At 70.0% G+C, this 15,648-nt stretch carries 20 protein-coding genes; 11 read left to right on the top strand and 9 right to left on the bottom strand.

The window, feature by feature from the left end; all coding sequences use genetic code 11:
- The first annotated feature begins 124 nt into the window (after positions 1 to 124).
- The 4 genes from AC6EXY_RS32170 (at position 125) to AC6EXY_RS32155 (ending at position 1,875) form a co-directional block, all read left to right on the top strand.
- Positions 125 to 316 carry a hypothetical protein gene (locus tag AC6EXY_RS32170; RefSeq protein WP_499818875.1) on the top strand — a complete coding sequence of 64 codons (192 nt, stop codon included), beginning with the start codon at positions 125 to 127 and terminating at the stop codon, positions 314 to 316.
- A gap of 226 nt (positions 317 to 542) precedes the next feature.
- A complete protein-coding gene (locus AC6EXY_RS32165) occupies positions 543 to 887 on the top strand; it encodes a Stf0 family sulfotransferase (RefSeq protein WP_499818874.1) in 345 nt (114 codons plus the stop codon).
- 8 nt (positions 888 to 895) lie between these two features.
- The gene (locus tag AC6EXY_RS32160) at positions 896 to 1,138 is read left to right on the top strand and encodes a hypothetical protein (protein WP_499818873.1); all 243 of its coding nucleotides are present in this window, start codon (positions 896 to 898) and stop codon (positions 1,136 to 1,138) included.
- Positions 1,135 to 1,875, top strand: a complete 741-nt coding sequence (locus AC6EXY_RS32155) for a hypothetical protein (protein ID WP_499818872.1) — start codon at positions 1,135 to 1,137, stop codon at positions 1,873 to 1,875. The genes AC6EXY_RS32160 and AC6EXY_RS32155 overlap by 4 nt, the downstream gene beginning before the upstream one ends.
- Here the strand turns inward: AC6EXY_RS32155 and tnpB are convergent.
- Positions 1,858 to 3,174, bottom strand: a complete 1,317-nt coding sequence (tnpB, locus tag AC6EXY_RS32150; RefSeq protein ID WP_499818871.1) for an IS607 family element RNA-guided endonuclease TnpB — start codon at positions 3,172 to 3,174, stop codon at positions 1,858 to 1,860. The two genes, AC6EXY_RS32155 and tnpB, sit on opposite strands and share 18 nt — an antisense overlap.
- A complete protein-coding gene (locus AC6EXY_RS32145; protein WP_499818870.1) occupies positions 3,171 to 3,746 on the bottom strand; it encodes an IS607 family transposase in 576 nt (191 codons plus the stop codon). Before AC6EXY_RS32145 ends, tnpB begins: the two co-directional genes overlap by 4 nt.
- 603 nt (positions 3,747 to 4,349) lie before the next feature.
- Between AC6EXY_RS32145 and AC6EXY_RS32140 the strand changes: the two genes are divergently transcribed.
- The 4 genes from AC6EXY_RS32140 to AC6EXY_RS32125 all read left to right on the top strand — a co-directional run bounded on the left by AC6EXY_RS32140 (position 4,350) and on the right by AC6EXY_RS32125 (position 7,948).
- The gene (locus tag AC6EXY_RS32140) at positions 4,350 to 4,718 is read left to right on the top strand and encodes a hypothetical protein (RefSeq protein WP_499818869.1); all 369 of its coding nucleotides are present in this window, start codon (positions 4,350 to 4,352) and stop codon (positions 4,716 to 4,718) included.
- 473 nt (positions 4,719 to 5,191) lie between these two features.
- Complete coding sequence (locus tag AC6EXY_RS32135; RefSeq protein ID WP_499818868.1) at positions 5,192 to 5,794, top strand: tyrosine-type recombinase/integrase; 603 nt, start codon at positions 5,192 to 5,194, stop codon at positions 5,792 to 5,794.
- A gap of 1,294 nt (positions 5,795 to 7,088) precedes the next feature.
- Positions 7,089 to 7,439 (top strand): hypothetical protein, encoded by a 351-nt coding sequence (locus tag AC6EXY_RS32130; RefSeq protein WP_499818867.1) that lies wholly within the window; start codon positions 7,089 to 7,091, stop codon positions 7,437 to 7,439.
- 356 nt (positions 7,440 to 7,795) lie between these two features.
- On the top strand, positions 7,796 to 7,948 hold the full coding sequence (locus AC6EXY_RS32125; protein ID WP_499818866.1) for a hypothetical protein: 153 nt from the start codon (positions 7,796 to 7,798) through the stop codon (positions 7,946 to 7,948).
- 301 nt (positions 7,949 to 8,249) lie between these two features.
- On the opposite strand, the gene AC6EXY_RS32120 is transcribed toward AC6EXY_RS32125, so the two are convergent.
- The 4 genes from AC6EXY_RS32120 to AC6EXY_RS32105 all read right to left on the bottom strand — a co-directional run bounded on the left by AC6EXY_RS32120 (position 8,250) and on the right by AC6EXY_RS32105 (position 10,882).
- Positions 8,250 to 8,456, bottom strand: a complete 207-nt coding sequence (locus AC6EXY_RS32120) for a hypothetical protein (RefSeq protein ID WP_499818865.1) — start codon at positions 8,454 to 8,456, stop codon at positions 8,250 to 8,252.
- A 512-nt stretch (positions 8,457 to 8,968) separates the two neighbouring features.
- Positions 8,969 to 9,586, bottom strand: coding sequence for a hypothetical protein (locus tag AC6EXY_RS32115; RefSeq protein ID WP_499818864.1), 618 nt, complete (start codon positions 9,584 to 9,586; stop codon positions 8,969 to 8,971).
- A 226-nt stretch (positions 9,587 to 9,812) separates the two neighbouring features.
- Positions 9,813 to 10,220 (bottom strand): hypothetical protein, encoded by a 408-nt coding sequence (locus tag AC6EXY_RS32110; RefSeq protein ID WP_499818863.1) that lies wholly within the window; start codon positions 10,218 to 10,220, stop codon positions 9,813 to 9,815.
- Complete coding sequence (locus AC6EXY_RS32105; RefSeq protein ID WP_499818862.1) at positions 10,220 to 10,882, bottom strand: hypothetical protein; 663 nt, start codon at positions 10,880 to 10,882, stop codon at positions 10,220 to 10,222. The genes AC6EXY_RS32110 and AC6EXY_RS32105 overlap by 1 nt, the downstream gene beginning before the upstream one ends.
- 212 nt (positions 10,883 to 11,094) lie before the next feature.
- Between AC6EXY_RS32105 and AC6EXY_RS32100 the strand changes: the two genes are divergently transcribed.
- From AC6EXY_RS32100 to AC6EXY_RS32090, 3 genes are read left to right on the top strand one after another with little or no spacing between them, the layout of a single operon-like run.
- The gene (locus AC6EXY_RS32100; RefSeq protein WP_499818861.1) at positions 11,095 to 12,039 is read left to right on the top strand and encodes a phosphotransferase; all 945 of its coding nucleotides are present in this window, start codon (positions 11,095 to 11,097) and stop codon (positions 12,037 to 12,039) included.
- Positions 12,017 to 12,754 carry a hypothetical protein gene (locus tag AC6EXY_RS32095; protein ID WP_499818860.1) on the top strand — a complete coding sequence of 246 codons (738 nt, stop codon included), beginning with the start codon at positions 12,017 to 12,019 and terminating at the stop codon, positions 12,752 to 12,754. Before AC6EXY_RS32100 ends, AC6EXY_RS32095 begins: the two co-directional genes overlap by 23 nt.
- Positions 12,751 to 13,047 carry a hypothetical protein gene (locus AC6EXY_RS32090; RefSeq protein WP_499818859.1) on the top strand — a complete coding sequence of 99 codons (297 nt, stop codon included), beginning with the start codon at positions 12,751 to 12,753 and terminating at the stop codon, positions 13,045 to 13,047. Before AC6EXY_RS32095 ends, AC6EXY_RS32090 begins: the two co-directional genes overlap by 4 nt.
- A gap of 242 nt (positions 13,048 to 13,289) precedes the next feature.
- Here AC6EXY_RS32090 and AC6EXY_RS32085 read toward each other — a convergent pair whose 3' ends face one another.
- The 3 genes from AC6EXY_RS32085 to AC6EXY_RS32075 all read right to left on the bottom strand — a co-directional run bounded on the left by AC6EXY_RS32085 (position 13,290) and on the right by AC6EXY_RS32075 (position 15,015).
- On the bottom strand, positions 13,290 to 13,535 hold the full coding sequence (locus tag AC6EXY_RS32085) for a hypothetical protein (RefSeq protein WP_499818858.1): 246 nt from the start codon (positions 13,533 to 13,535) through the stop codon (positions 13,290 to 13,292).
- A gap of 127 nt (positions 13,536 to 13,662) precedes the next feature.
- Positions 13,663 to 14,205 (bottom strand): hypothetical protein, encoded by a 543-nt coding sequence (locus tag AC6EXY_RS32080; protein ID WP_499818857.1) that lies wholly within the window; start codon positions 14,203 to 14,205, stop codon positions 13,663 to 13,665.
- A gap of 219 nt (positions 14,206 to 14,424) precedes the next feature.
- Entirely contained in the window at positions 14,425 to 15,015 is a 591-nt protein-coding gene (locus AC6EXY_RS32075; protein ID WP_499818856.1) for a TetR/AcrR family transcriptional regulator, read from the bottom strand.
- Positions 15,016 to 15,648: the final 633 nt, after the last annotated feature.

Here is a 15,648-nt window from a genome sequence, read left to right as displayed (position 1 = left end):
CAAGCCAGAACTCGAGACGCCCTGCGGGGCTTGCTTGAGCCGTGTGCCGCGACGAGTGGCACGCACGGTTCTGAGGGGGCCCCGGCGCTGCAAGGCGCCGGGGCTACCCGACCGCGACATCCGCATGGTCAAACTGCGGCAGAAAGTCTCCGGCTGCCTGCGCACCCTCACCGGAGCCAGACAGTTCTGCGCCCTGCGCAGCTACCTCTCGACCACCCGCAAGAACGGGATCAGCATGCTCGACGCCCTCCGCCGCCTCGCCGACGGCCATCCCCGGCTGCCCACCGAACTCCCGCTCCTCACCGCAGCCGCGTAACCACCAGCCACTATCGATCATCAGATAGCTGACTAGTTACAGTCCCGGGTCGAGAAACGCCCATCCGGGCACCATCGCCACGTTTCCACCCGGTGATCGTAACGGGACACGAGCTTGCCACGCGGCACCAAGACGAGTCGCACCAAACTCACAAAGCTGCGGTGTCGAAACTCGTGGACATGAAATCCAGCATCGATCTTGCGGTGTCAAAAGTGGTGTTCATCCGGTGTCCGGATGCGCGGAGATAATCAGTGAGATCAGCGGCAACAACAGCGGCAACGGGCGGGAGCCCGCCTTCGACGCTGTGGCGATCCGGCGCCTCATGGACACGATTGAGCAGCACAACGCCGCCTGGGAAGCATGGTTCGCCTCCTGCGGTGTTCGTCCACATCGGGTGTCCTACGAGGATCTTGAACATGACATGGTGGCTTTGACCCGCGGGATCGTGGAGTTCCTCGGTGTCGAAGCGCCAGACCGCATTTCTGCGGTCGTTGCGCGGCACCAGCGTCAAGCTGACGAGCTCAACCGCCGATGGATCAAGCAGTATCAGGCGCTCGCTGCGGGCGGCTGAGAGCGCGGATGGGCGACGGCAGCGCCGAGAAGATCGCCGCCGCGCGGGAGCGGGTCAGTGCGGCCTCCGCCGCGTTCGACCGGATCTCCACCGCGGTCCTCGACGAGCTGGCCACGCTCAGCCGGGCCCGGCACGACAGCGTCGGGGAGATCTACGGGCAGATACGCCGGTCATGGGACGCAGGCGACGCCGTGACCGACGCGCTCGCTCGCCCGGCGCCCGGCGGCACGACCGACACCGCGCGGCCGTGAGCGCGGCCGCTGACGCCTGGGCGGGTCTCAACGACCGGCAACGCACCTACCTGCGGGTGATCTTCGGCGTCGACCAGGCCCTCGAGGACGAGCACCGACGCGGCGGCGCGCGGGGGGAGTTCGACCCGCGGCCGGCGCGGGAGTGGCGGCGGGTCTCCTTCAACGGCGCGTACTCGCCGGTGCCCGCCCAGCTACGGGCCGCCGGGGAGTACGACAGCGGTGCGGGGGCGACACTCGCCGCGTTGCGCGACCGTGGGCTGATCGAGTCCGAGACGATGCCCGGAGTTCTCAGCGACATGGTCGACGTGTGGCTGACGCGGGCGGGCCGGGCAGCGGCCCGCGTCGGCACCGGCACGCCGTCTCCCCGGGCGTCCCGGCCACGGTGGGCGTTGTCGGAGTGGCTGTGGCGGCAGATGGCCGCCGTCGCCCGGGCCGGCGAGGCGGGCCTGCTCGCCGAGCGGCTCGCGTCGACCGCGCATCTCTACCTCGACGCCGGCCATCGCCGCCGGCACGGGAACAGGCCCTACCTGCACTGCGAGCACCGGATGATCACGGTAACCTACCGGCACCGGATGTACGGCAACGACCAGACCTGGACACAGTCCCGGCCGGAGTACCGCTACCACTTCACCGACGACGGTCGCGCGCACTACGCCGAGCACCTAGAGGGGGGGCGTACCGCGAGCTCTACCGTTGCACGAGGGCGCTCAATAGCGTTCTCATGCCGCCTCACCTAATGGTGGGGCACCCCGGGTCTGACCGGCCGTGGCCGTGCCCGGTTCCTGTTTCACAGCCACCTGCCCCGCAAGCGGGGTCCTCTGGTCGACTCCACGGGCGTTTACCGTCTCCGACGTACTGGCGGCGACGAGGTGAGACAGGTTGACCGCGGCGTTCAGGTCGCGGTCGGCCACCAGCCCGCAGGACTGGCAGGCGAACGTACGATCCGACAGGGTGAGGCTTGGGTTTCGCCAGCCACAGCCGGAACAGGTCTTCGAGGACGGGTACCAGCGGTCCGCGACGTGCAGCCGCGAACCGTACCAGCGGGTCTTGTAGGCGAGCTGCCGGCGGATCTCGGCCATCCCCGCGTCGGAGACGGCGCGTGCGAGCCGCCGGTTACGGACCATCCCGGCGACATGGAGATCCTCGACCACGATCACGTCATGGTTCTTCGCGAGCCGGGTCGTGAGTGTGTGCAGGCCGTCGCGACGCTGGTTGGCGACCCGGGCGTGGATCCGGCCGAGGGCGGCCGCCCGCTTGCGCCGTCCGGCGCTTCCTGGCTTCGCCCGGGCGTAGGCCCGGGATGCCCTGCGCAGCCGGCGCTCGGACCGCCGGGCGTGCTTCGGGTTCGCAATCCGCTCTCCGGTCGAGAGGACAGCAAGGTGCCTCACGCCCAGGTCGACGCCGACCGCGCCGCCGCGACCGGGCTGGGCGGGGATCTCGCGTTCGGCCTCGATGGTGAACGAGACATACCAGCGCCCGGCGGTCCGGGACACGGTGGCGCCGAGCAGCCGCGCCCGCCCGTCGGCAAGCCGGCCGGTGAGTGTGCTCATCGGCTCGTGGACCTTCACCCGCCCGATCCGGGGCAGCCTGACGTGCAGGTCACCGGCCGGGCCGTAGGCACCGGTGGTGTAGCGGAACGACTCCCGGGTCTTCCCGCGCTTTTTGAACCGGGGGAAGCCGACCCGACGGCCCTTGCGGGCACCCTTCTTCGAGTCGGAGAAGTTCTTCAACGCGCGGGCGAGCTGGTCCAGCCCGGCCGAATACGCCTCCTTCGAGCACTCCGCCCACCATGAGGCGGCATCGTCCTTGGCCGCGTTCCAGGCCCGCCGCAGGACGGGCAGCGTCCACGGCACTGGGGTGAGCTGGTCGCTGTCGATCCCGTAGGACTTCTCCGCGTCGCGCTGGGCAAGCGCGGCCTTCACCAGCGCCAGACCCCAGTTGTAGGCGAACCGGGCCGCCCCGGCGTGCCGTCGCAGCCCGGCAAGCTGGGCGTCGTTCGGGTCAAGCGCGAACCGGTACGCCTGCATCGTCTTCACACCGGACCGTCCTTCGTGGCCTCGACGACCGCGCGGGCAGCCCGGTTCGCCGCCGCGCGGCGGCCATACAGCCGGGCACACATCGACGTGAGGATCTCGGTGATGTCCCGGACCAGATCATCGTCGACCCCGGCCGGGTCGACGACCAGCAGCTCCCGGCCCTGCGCGGACAACGCCGCCTCGACGTACTCGGAGCCGAACCGGGCGAACCTGTCGCGATGCTCGACGACGATCGTGGTCACGGCCGGGTCGCGCAGCAACGCGAGGAACTCCCGCCGGTCGCCGTCCAGCGCGGAACCGACCTCGGTCACAACCCCGCCGACCGGCAGGCTCTGCTCGCCGCACCAGGTGGCGACACGGGCGACCTGCCGGTCAAGGTCGGGCTTCTGGTCGGCGGACGACACCCGGGCGTACACCGCGACCCGCCCGGCGGGCACAGACTCAGGTGCCGACTCGACCAGGATCAGCCCACCGACCCGACGGGCAGGCACCGGCAGCTTGCCCTCAAGAAACCAGCGGCGCACGGTCGAGTACCCGACTCCCTGCACCTCCGCCCACTCCTTGAGGTTCATACCCCAACTATACAGCGCTAACGAGCGCTATCAGGCGCTCAGCAGGTAGCAGCTCCCCACCCCGACATCGACGCCCCCGGCCTCACGGCCGCGCCGACTCCGGGGCCGGCGCGCTGACCGCCGACACCGAGATCATCACGGCGTCGGCCGTCGTGGCGACCGCGGAGGATCGGTGGGCATCGGCCCCACCGCGGGAGCGGGCTTCACGAAGAAGGCGGCGCGTTGCGGATGAGGCGGCCGAAGAGCGCGGTCCATCTTGTCCACACGGCGCTGTTCGCGGCCATGGTCCGCGCTGCCAGAGGGATGGGCCACCGGGAGAACGACGCCGGCGTCCTGGACGAGCCGGCGGAAGACCGGTCGGGGCACCTGATCCAGGGCAGAATCCAATGTCATGTCACGTCGGCACATCGCCCTGTTCACGCTGGTTGCGGCATTGACCCTGTCGGCCTGCACCTCTACCTCCGCCGGGGCGTCGCAGGCCGCGGGCAGCGGCGGGCCGGTCGCGCCGTCGGCCGTGTCCACCGACTACCGAGTCGCTGCCAGGCCCGGGACGGCAACCAGCTGCCGGACCCGGCGTGCACCCCAGGGGCGACCAACCCGGCAGTGACCCAGGCGACCATCAGCGCCACGATCTGCACGTCGGGATGGACCGCGACGATCCGCCCGTCAACCTCCATCACCAACAAGATCAAAAAAGAGGCGATCGCCGCCTACGGCGACTACGCCGGCGCGACCCCCGGCAACTACGAGCTCGATCATCTGATCTCCCTCGAGCTCGGCGGGGCCCCGGACGCCATCGCGAACCTGTGGCCGGAGAAGGGCCTGCACAACGCCAAGGACCCGGTCGAGAACGCCGCCAAACGGGCTGTGTGCGCCCACCAGATCACCCTGACCGACGCCCAGCACGCGATCGCCACCAACTGGATCACGCTCGGCCACCGACTCGGCGTCAGCGGCATCCCCACCTCCTGACCGGCACCCGGACGCGTCCGCCATGGTCCACGGGTCGCGCCGACCCGCGACCGGGCACGGCACCTCTCCGCTGGCGTCGGTCTTGGCCGGTCTGGCCGGGCTGCTACGACCCGCTCGGCGCCGGGGTGCCGGTGGGCGCGGGGTGAAGCGTCAGTGACGGGCCCGGATCCGGACGGGCCACCGGCGTGGCCGACACCGACGTCGACGCGGGCGGGGTACCGGTCGCCGGCGGCCGCGCGCTGCCGGCCGGGGATGGTGTGGGATCCCCAGGCACGGGACGAGGGAGGCCGGACAAGCAACTGTCGGTGAAGAACGTCTTCACCTGGTTCGTCCACTCGTCGCTGGGAGGGCCATCGCCGGTATCAGAGGGGATGTCGTCGGCGGCGACGCCGGCGTAGGCGTCCTCGCAGCGTTTCCGGTCGATGTGAGCCCCCTGGTGACGGCCCCGCGGTGGATGGCGGAGCGGATGGTCGGTGCGACCCTCGCCATCGACACATTTTGTGACATGCAACGCACGGAGAGTACGTCTCACGCTGGGTAACTCATGCCGTTTACGTCAGACGACGCTGTGGCGGATGCTCTACGAGTCCGCCAGTAGGGCCTCGGCGGTGCTCGCGCTCAACATCGAGGACCTGGACCTGCCGAACAAGCAGGCCCGGGTCGTCGTCAAGGGCGGTGACACGATGTGGATCACCTGGGGTACCGACACCGCCCACCTGCTGCCCCGGCTCATCGCCGGCCGGACCCGCGGCCCGCTGTTCCTCTCCGCGCACCGGCCCGGCCCGCACCGGCGCGCGACCACCCACCAGCGCGACCTGTGCCCGGATACCGGCCGGGCCCGGCTCGGCTACGACCGGGCCCGGATCCTGCTCGGCCAGTACGGCGACGGGCTACGCCTCCACCAGCTCCGGCACAGCTCGGCCACCCACCTTGGCGACCCCAACACCTTCGCCAACGTGATCATGGCGAAGACCGGGCACAAATCGCTGCGCTCCGTCCAGCGGTACGTCAAACCAGGCCTCGCCGCCGTGCACCAGGCCACCGAGACGCTCTCCAGCCCCCGACGCCGTGGATAGCTCGGGATCACCGCCATATCCGCCCGATCTTTCTCGGATGCTACGGCGACCCCCGGTGTGTACCCCGGTCCCCCCGTCCGGGGGAGCTTGGTGGGGAAACCGGCCGCCAGGTTGGTGTCCGTGGAGCGAGCCGCCGAGACGGTACGAAAGTCCCCACGTGGCACGGGCAGGGTGGGCTGCCCCGGGGGGGGGACCAGCCGGGTTCGTCGACGTCCGCCAGAGGCCCCACGCCGCCGACCAGCACCAGGGGATCATGCTGGTACTTCAGCGGAAACCGAGGATCGGTTTCCTGAGCCCCACAGTGAACTTCTGGTACACGTGGTAGCTAGATTCCTACCTATTGTCACCCGTGCCCACGTCGTCAACGTGGTGGCACACGCCAGAAACATCGAGAGCGGGCGCCAAGTCCTGTGGATCAGCGCCCGGTAGCCGGCGTCTTCCAGCCGCCTGTCGATCCATTCCGCCCACGCGCGGTCAGCCGCAGGTGTAAGAGACGAAGAAGTCCCGGCCTGCAGAGCTCTTCGAGCTAGCTCACCGCGCATGACCACGCACATCGGGCGGGGCGCGGCTAGGGCTGGGGGTGCTTCATCCTCGATGACGAAGGGGGCAAAACGATGACGGGCCCCTCGGCTTCCACCCCGAGAGGCCCGTCCAACGTCGTCGGCTCACCTCGCAACAGGGGGCACGACCACGGACCGGGAAACCCGATCCCGACCAGTGTAACCCATGCTGACCTGGGGTTACGGTCTCCTCGGTCAAGGTTGGCGCAACGAATGGGCAGCTTTCCGTCACGATTAGAATTGCTATCGAGTCGGCGCAGCCTGCATTCACACACATTCTTCGGTCGGCATCACCGGGGATTGCAAGATTTACATCGACTTCGTGGCGGCGACTTTTCCAAGATCTTCCGGAATTTTCCGTGCAGCCGTTTTGATACTTCGAGTCGCGATCATCTGGCAAGCGACGCTCTCCCTGTCGGAGGTTTGCGTATATTCGGGCCACGTGGTGGCGTCTGCGATGACCTGGGGAAACGTTTTCGAGTGATCGAATAACTACTTAGAGTAGCGCGCGACACAAGTAAGAGGTCACTCCCCATACATTAACTTTCTGGAAACGTTCTAGAAACATAGCGCGGAGCGAGTCTCGCGATCTGTCTGGGTAGCATCAATGCGTCCACGGTCCTGGCGACAGCTTCTTCCACGAGTACCGCTGTCGGCAGGTCGGCTCACCTCGCAACAGGGGCCTGACAGCGGTTGATCAAAGACTGTCAGGCCCCGAAAGGACGTGCACGACTTTGACATCTCTTGTAGCCATCGGCCTGTTCATGGCGGGCGGTCTCGTCGTCACGGGCCTCGGCCTGGCGCTGTACCAATGCGTCCGCCGTCACCCCCGCTTGGCCGCCGCGCTCGCCGCTGCCGGCGGGGTCGTCGCGGCCATCACTCCGCTCCTCGGACTCGGCGGGTCGGCCACGCTGGGGGTCGCCGTGACCGGTGGAGTGGTAGCGGCGGTGACGCCTGTCATGACGACGATCAGACGACCCGCCGCGGTCGAGGATCACCCGCAGACGACGGTCGGCGCCGTCGATCCGCCGCATGACCGCCCGTGCCGGGAGATGGGGGAAGCCCCGCCGAGGGCTGACCGGTGATGACAGATCCGACCATCCCCTTTGGCGTCACAAGGTGACCTCTCACCCCGGCCGCAGCTGGCGCGCCGGCGCGGGGGTCGCGGCGGTCGTGGTCGCCGCAGTTAGGCAGTAGTAGCTACCCCCCCGGGCTCTGGGGGGTGGCTTCCCCACCTGAGAGCCCTCCGAGATCGATCTCGGAGGGCTCTCACGCTGTTAGGGTGTCGGTAAGGAAGCCGTCAGGAAGTGCCAGGTAACGCCGCCCGCACCCCCACGGGCAGCACCCGCCCGCCACGGCCATCCTCGGCGTCGCGATGATGGCTTCCCCGTGGCTTCCAGCGAAAAAAACAATGATTAGCCGGCGTGAGTGGGGTCGATGGGTGCCCGTTGGCGCGGTGTACGTCGCCGAGGACCGCCACCGCTGGCCCGAGGAGAACATCGTCGCCCTCGGCGACGGCTGGGACACCGGCCCTGACCCGCGCCGCGTGCCCGACTACCACACCGACGACGGCCACGAGGACGATGGCTGGTGACCGGCCGCCGGCGGGACCGTCGGGTGTGACATCGGCCGGCATAACATGCCGGCGATCATGATGGGCGTCGGTTGCGGATGCCGCGCGACCGGGTAGCAGCACCGCAGCCGGTCACACGTCGCCCGAGCTGGATAGTCGCGGCCGGCGCCCCGCCGGAACGAGGGCCCGGAGCGCCGGGCAGCGGCCCCTGGGGGCCGGAGTCTGCCGCGACCGCTACCGGGGTGATCGGCGTCCGTCGCGCTGGTTGTGAGCGGCCGCGGACTGGGCGCGCCGGCCGAACCCGGTCCGGCCGGCGCGGCTGTCAGGCGTGCGGTCGCCGGCGGCGACCGAACAGCGCCTCCAGGCCCAGTTCCAGGTCGGATGTGGCGAGCACCGTGTCGATGGTGCCGGCGGCCAGCTCGTCCGCGGCGGCGAGGGTGTAGCGCTGCACTGTGCGGCGGGTGCGCGGCGGGGCGATTCTGATGCCGGCTCCTCCCCACGAGGGGAACCGCGCCACCGCGTGGAGCACGCATCAGCTCCACGTCGACCAGGCCCACCGCCACGGAAGGTCCGATGCTTCGGATGATTACAAAGAATGCTCGGCTGTCGCTCCGCCTCGTTAGAGCCTCGACGGCCGCGGTGCTTCTCGCGGGCGCGGCCGTCGGAGTGACGGCCGTCGCCGCACCGGCCCAGGCTCAGGCACCGGCCGGGTATCACGCCGAGCTCCAGGCCCAGATCCAAGCCCAGGCCCGAGCCCAGGCGCAGAACCAGATCCGATCCCAGGAGGCCAAGGCCGGGGCCCGGGACAGGGCCATAACGGCCGATGAGCAGGCCGCAGCCCGGTTCTAGTCTCCGCCACGGAGGTCACCAGGTCGAGCAGGAGCGCGCATCCAGCGTGGCGGTGTCGGCGTCGGGGGTGTCGGCGTAGGAACGGCGCCCCCCGGCGGCGGTGAACGCGTGCAGATGATGGCCGTCCCAGCGCCGAGCGCGGCGGACTCGTCCACCAGGGCATGTCTCCCGACGGTGCCCGCCCCACGTCGATCACCGGGGCCATTCGCCCAACCGAGCGCGGCCGCCGGCGCGCGGCCAGGTCTGCGGGACGGGCTGGTAGACCGGCAGGGTGTCGGCGGCCGCGTCGCTCAGCTGGTAGCCGCCGCCATCAAGCAGCTCGATCCATTTCGGGGTGAGGGCGGTGAGGACCTGCTCGGGCAGGCTGTCGGGCAGGTGGCCGCGGCCGGTGGTGGGATCGGCGTCGAGGACCAGGGCGAGAGCGGCCAGGCGGGTGGCGGCGTCGGCTTTCTTCAACGGCTTCGCCGCGCTGGTGCGGGTGATCCAGCCGGAGACGCGGCTGCGCATCAATTCGCCCGTCGGCGGGTCGACCAACCCGGTAAGGCCGGCGGCCTGCAGGGGCAGCGCGTCGGCCGGGTCGGCATCGACCACCCGGTGCGGATCGTCGCCGTCGCTGCTGATCCAGCCGCCGGCGAGCAGCTCGTCGAGCACCCCGTGCGGGTCGGCGTAGCGGCGCAGATCCTGGCAGGTCACATTCGCCCACCCGGTGCGCGCGGCCCGCACCGCCAGGATCAACGCGAACAGGCGGGCATCCGCACCGACCGGCAGCGCCGCGGACGTCGATGCCAGCGCCGAGCGCGGTGCGCCCACCGGACACGCTGGCGATGGTGTAGCTGGCGCCGACCCGGAAAACGAGATCATGCCCACGCGGTAGCCCGCACGTCGTCGGCCCACGTTCGGGTCAGTCGCAATCGCTGGATCACGCCCCGAGCGTGGTCTCGTCATCGGGGCCGTCCTGCGCCATGGAGTACGGCGCCAATGCTCCTGGCGTGCAAGGCGGCGCGCGCAGTGATCCCATGCCCGTGACTGCCGCCCCTCACGATGTCTGACTGGTCGCGGCCAGCTCGGCGGCCAGCGGCGCCTTCTCGCTGACCCAGCGGCGGTCGCCGGCGAGGATCCGGGCGCGTAGGTGGTCCAGGATCGCCGGAGGTACCTCGGGGGGCGCAGCGCGTCGGGCCCGGTGGAAGCGGCTGAGCAGCGCGGGCAGCTCGCCGGCGGGGATGCCGCCAGTGTCCTTCCAGCTGGCCAGGGGCAGGAACTGGGCTTGGAACATCTCCCGGTCCAGATCGCTGATGTGGATGGCCGTGTAGCGGGAGTCGAGACCGTCGAGGTGGTCGTACGGAATGCGGCCGTGCAGGGTGTAGAGCAGGCGAGTGCTCCCGTGCGAGCGAAAGGGCTGGCCGTAGGCCGCGACGTTCGCGGCGGCGTTCGCGGTGGTGACCATCACGACACGCTCGGCGCCGCGGGCTCGGCCGGCCGCCAGGACCGCGATGTGCAGCCCCGCTCGAGGATCGCGCATGAGGCCGGGTAGCCCGAACTGATCGAGGGCGATGCCATGGTCGCGGGTGCGGGAGAGCAGAAGCGCGTCCGGGACGTTGCCCGCGATGCTCCGCAGGCGCGCCGGTCGGCGACGAGGTGGCGGCCACGACAGGGACGGGTGCGTTCGTGGCCGCAGGACCGGCACGGCCGGTCGGCGGTCCCGGCCAGGTGGCCGCAGGAGGCACAGCGGCGCACCACCATCAGTCTGACCTGCAGGGCGCCCGCCGTCAGCGCGTCGTCGATCATCTCCAGGGCCAGGGCGGTGGTCGGGCCGCCGGCATCGGTCAGGACCTCGGGCCGCTGGCCGGTCGGATACTTCGCGGTGATCAGCGCGTCGTCGAACCGGACCCGGCCGAACGCGGCGGCACTGCCGGCGGTGTGGGCGCGGTAGCGCATGTCTGCAGCGAGAGTGACAGTGTTCCACAGGTGCGGCAGGGCCGGTCGGACACCGCACAGCCGGTTGAGCGTGGCGGCGAGCCGGATGCTGGCGGCCTTGCCGGGCCGGCCGGCGAAAGTGAACGCGCCGTTCTGGACCGGCCCGTTGACGAAGACCGTGCGATCGGTCATGGGCCATCGATCGCGAGTCGGTAGCGGAACCCGGCGAGGTCGGCAGTGGGGCGGGAGAACCCGCGCGCCACCACCGGGCCGGACGGGCGGCGGGTGCGGGAGAACCTGGGGGCACCCGGTGACGTTTTCCACTGACTGGGCGTGACGGACTACTGCCATACCATGATTGGACACCATCGATGCGACAAGCAGACTACGGAGGGAATCCGGTATTGACCGACCGTGAGTGGATGTTCGTCAAGGCCCGGACCGCCGCCGACGATGGCGCGGTCTGGCGCTCCACCGACGGGACGCTGTTCATGCGAACCGGCGGTCCCGAGCTCGTGACCGAGGCGGCCTTCCTCGCCGAGGTGCTTCAGCTGGGCTATCCGGTCCCCCGGATCGTCGACGTCGGCCAGGGCGACGACGGACGGCACTACGTCGTCGAGCGCAGCGTCGGCACGACGTCGCTGCACGAGCTGGCCGTCACGCACACCGCCCCCGACGGGCTTGTCGGCCCGGAGGTGCCGGCCCTGGCCGCCGGGATCTCCAGCCGACTGCTGGCCGCGCAGGCCCGTGCCGCCGGGCCTGGTGCCGACGGCACTCTGGCCGGCTTTCTTGCCAAGGCCGGCTTCACCGACAGCGTCTACGCCGAGAACCCGGACCTCGATACCCCCCGCGTCCACGCCTTGGCCGCCCGGGCGCTGGACCGGCTGGGCGCGGTCCCGATGTGTGCGAGCCATCTGGACTATGGGCTGCCCAACGCGTTCGAGCGCGCAGTGATCGACTGGCAGCATCACGGCCTGGCACCGCTGGGCTTCGACGTCTACCCGATGCTCGAGCTCGTGCCGTTCAAGGGTGGCGCCAAGGGTTACCGGTTCACCGTCGCGCAGCGCACCGCCTATCTCGCCGCCCTCGACCAGGCCTGCCTCGCCGGCGGCGGCCCGGCACTGTCCCCCTACCTGGGCGAGTTCCTGCTGGTGAAGTGCTTCTTCTTCCTCGCGCTCATGCGTCCAACCGCGCAGAGCCGCCCAGACAAGCACGCCAAATGGCAGTACCGCCGGGCCCTGTTCACCACAGGACTGGAGCAGTATGAGTCCACAGGCACCATCGACACCGCTGCCTTCCCGACGTTCGCCGAGTTCACCGGCAGGCTTGCCTCCGCCGCCCGTCCGTGACCGCGACTACCTGCTTGACCGGCGCGGCGTCATCTTCAAGGTCATCGGCGACATCCACCCGGACGGCCACTACCTGGGCTACGTCAAGTACCACCCGGACGACCGCGGCGACCGCCGCCTGTTCGGCCGCCGCTACCGGCAGAACACGGTGGTGTCGAAGTCGTTCGGCATCCTCGCCGACCGACCCGAGTGCTACGTCTACTCGCCGGCCCTCGGCTGCATCATCACCGGCCTGCCCCGCCACGACGTCGTCGTCCACTACTCCGCCCGCGCCGCCCTCGCCGAGATCGCCGCCGACCCCGCCCAGGTGCGCGAGGCCCGCGCCGGAACGGACCTGCTGGCGATCATCGCGCGGATCGTCGAGCGCGGACAGACCGAGCTGTTCGGTGTCACGGGCTCGTTCATGGTCGGCTGCCACACCGCCCGCTCCGACATCGACCTGGTCTGCTACGGCGCGGACGGCTACGCCGCCGCGGCCGACCTGTTCGCCGACCCCACGGTGATCCTCCCCTACCGCGGCGACGACCTGACCCAGCTCTACCTGCGCCGGGCCAAGTACATGGCCGGCAGCAGCTTCGACGCGCTTCTCAAAGCCGAGGCCCGCAAGTTCCAAGGACTCACCCGGGCGTGCGTGCACACATCAACTGCGAACCGATCCGCGCCGATGACGACCACGCGTTCACCCGGACGTACGCCAAGGAGATCGGCGAGATGACCCTGCTCGCGCGGATCACCGACCACTCCCAGGGCCTGGCCACGCCCGCGCTGTACGGAATCAGAGCACAGATCATTCTCTCGGCGACCGTCGACGAGCCGGAGACCTTCGTCGACCGCATCACCTGCCTGCGCTCCTACCTCGGCGCCTACACCGGGGCGTTCCGCGAGGGCGACACCGTCCACCTGACCGGCAAGCTCGTCCACCTCCAGGACGGCGACCACGGCACCTTCGGGATCGAGCTGACCCCCTGGAACGTCAGCAAGTCCTACCTCGCCAATCTCACCGACTGAGGCGGACTCCCGCACACACGACACGATCATGGACCTGGCGCTCCCGCTGGGGTCCTCAGTGGGCATCTCCACCTGCTCAAGCAAGCTACTGACGGGCTGGGCCCCCGGTGTGCGCCGGAGCGACGCCCATGCGCGGGCCGCACGAACCCCAGACGTCGAGCTCCCGGGCCGCGCCTCAGAAGTCCTGCCAGCCGGCGACGAGGGGGCGGCGACACGGTGGGCCGTGTGCACGGCCCTGGCACCTACCTGCGGTTGGCGAGGGTCAGGAGGTAGCCCTGCGCGCGGTGCAGGTCGGCGCCACTGTCCCGGGCGTAGATGCCGGTGGCGATCGCGGCGGCGGACTGGGCGTACATCATCCTGCCCACCGGGTCCAGCGCGTTGGGGTCGACATCGTGCAGCGCATCCATCGCCGCGCGCAGGTAGGACAGGGCGAGCGTGTCGTCGATCCGAGCACTGGGCTCAAAGGGCTGCGGTTTGCGAATGGCCACGGCGACCACGATGCCGGACCGCGCTCAACCGCGCGTCAAGATCCGGGGAAGTCGGGCGCCAGGAGCGCGACCACGGCACCTTCCGGGTGGGCGGGTACGCCTGGGACGACTGACTGCTCCGCGCCGGTCAAGCCCCGGATGGCCACTGGCCGTGAATGTCGCGGAGGCCCCAGCCGGGCTGGGCTGACGGCGGCATGCCGCGGCCGTAATGGTCGGAGTACTCGCTGACGAGGGTGCGCCACGCGGTCGCCCGCACGTCCTCGACCCAACGCCTGGCGATCTCCACCTCGGCGACGTCGAGGGGCAGGTGGAGCCGGCACCTGATCATGCGACCCAGCATCGCCAGCACCTCGTCCGGCAGTCCTTCGACGGCGCGATAGGCGACGCCGGGGAACTCCAGTGCGTCGATGCCACTCTCCGCCGGGGTAGACGGCACTTTCACGGCTCCGGCGAACCACGCCGCCAGATTCGACAGGGCGGTGTGGGCCTCCTCGTGCGGCATCGGGGGGTCCTTGCCGCGCTCGATCATCTCGACCCACTCCGTGCCGGGCCCGTTCCACCACAGCTCATCGTCGCTGTTCGCGAACCGCAGGCCACAGGAGTTCGAGCCGGGCTCACCGGCCCAGGCGACGAGGGACACGAGGCGGAGAAGTCGGCGACGATCGTCCATGGCTTCTGGGCGGCTCCGGCTCGCTGGCCCTTCGGTAGAAGCGCGCGGCTCGGGTCACTATCCCGGGACCGGTGGCAGGGGCCCGCTCCGCAACCGTTACCTACAGGAGAGGAGAGGACGCACCGTGAAGTGGAACCTGCGGCATGGTGATCAGCGCCGGGGCGATGTCCGGGCTGTGGTCCACCAACCCGAATGCCGTCAGGCTCGACGAGCTGGACGTCATCTGCGCGCTTGGTCGAGGAGCGCGGCGACGGCTTGTTCGACCAGGTCTGCCGCGTCGGGCGGGATGGGTTTTCCGGCGGACAGGTAGCGACGCACCGTCGCGTAGGGCAGATCCACCAGCGCGATCAGTAGCCGGTTCGGCTCGCTAGCCACCGGGTCACCCAGGCGTCCGCCCAGACCGCGGAAGGCGGCCTCCAGCCTCTTCTGGGCCTGCTCGGACGCGCGGACGGCGGCGGACGGCCAGGTAGAGGCGCCGAACTCGCGGGCTCCGGCGAGCAGTACCCGCGCCTCTGCGGGGTGAGCACGTGACCATTCGACGACGTACCGGGCGGCGGCGATCGCCGCGCGGCGGGGCGGGTCGGTGTTCATGGCGGCGATCAGGCCGGTCTGGAAACGGGTGAGGGTCCGCGTCCACAGGGCGGCCTGCAGGGCCGGCCGGTCGGGGAAGCGATGGTAGACCGAGCCGCTGGAGGCGGATGCAGCCCGGGCGACCGCGGACATCGTCACTCCGACCGGGCCGTGCTCGGCGACGAGCTGGACGGCGGCGTCGAGCAGGGTGTCGATGTCGTGAATCGCTGGCCTGCCCACGTTGCGGAGGCTACCCTCTAGCTAGTAGTAGAGACGTCCCACTACAACAGGCGAACAGGTCCCCCGAGAGAAAGGACGGATGGCCATCCTCGACAAAGGCACTGGCCTACATAGGCTGCTACGCCGGCCTGCGCGGCTGCGAGGCTGGCAAGGGCGGCCGCTACCGCGAGGGCCCCGCTGCACCCCCACCTTGCGCATCGCCCTGGAGGACTGGACCACCGCACGCGCGTCCTGGCCCGGCGCGGCCGACAGCCCGGCGCTGTTCCTCAACCGCCGCCGCGGGCGACTGTCCACCCGCGGCGCCTACGACATCTCAAGGCCGTCGCGGCCGAAACCAACCTCACCTTCGGCCGCGACGGCGACCTGACCCTCCCACTTGCTGCGCCACACCGCCCGGCACCGACCTTCGTCCGCGACGGCCAGGGCATCGTCACCGTCACGACGGCGAGGCGACGGTGGCCTTCCACCTCCGTCCGAACCCAGCGCCTCGTGGCACACTGACACACTGAGCATTTTCAATGTTATTTTACGTGAATTGCGGGAATGTTCCGTCGCGCGCGTTTAAGAGAAAGTCCGGCGAACCAGCCGGAGAGTGGAAGTTGTCCGACTACTGTCCGTCCAGGCGGGAGAAAT

It is taken from the genome of Frankia sp. RB5 (assembly GCF_059816245.1).
This window is presented reverse-complemented; position numbering and strand designations above follow the sequence as displayed.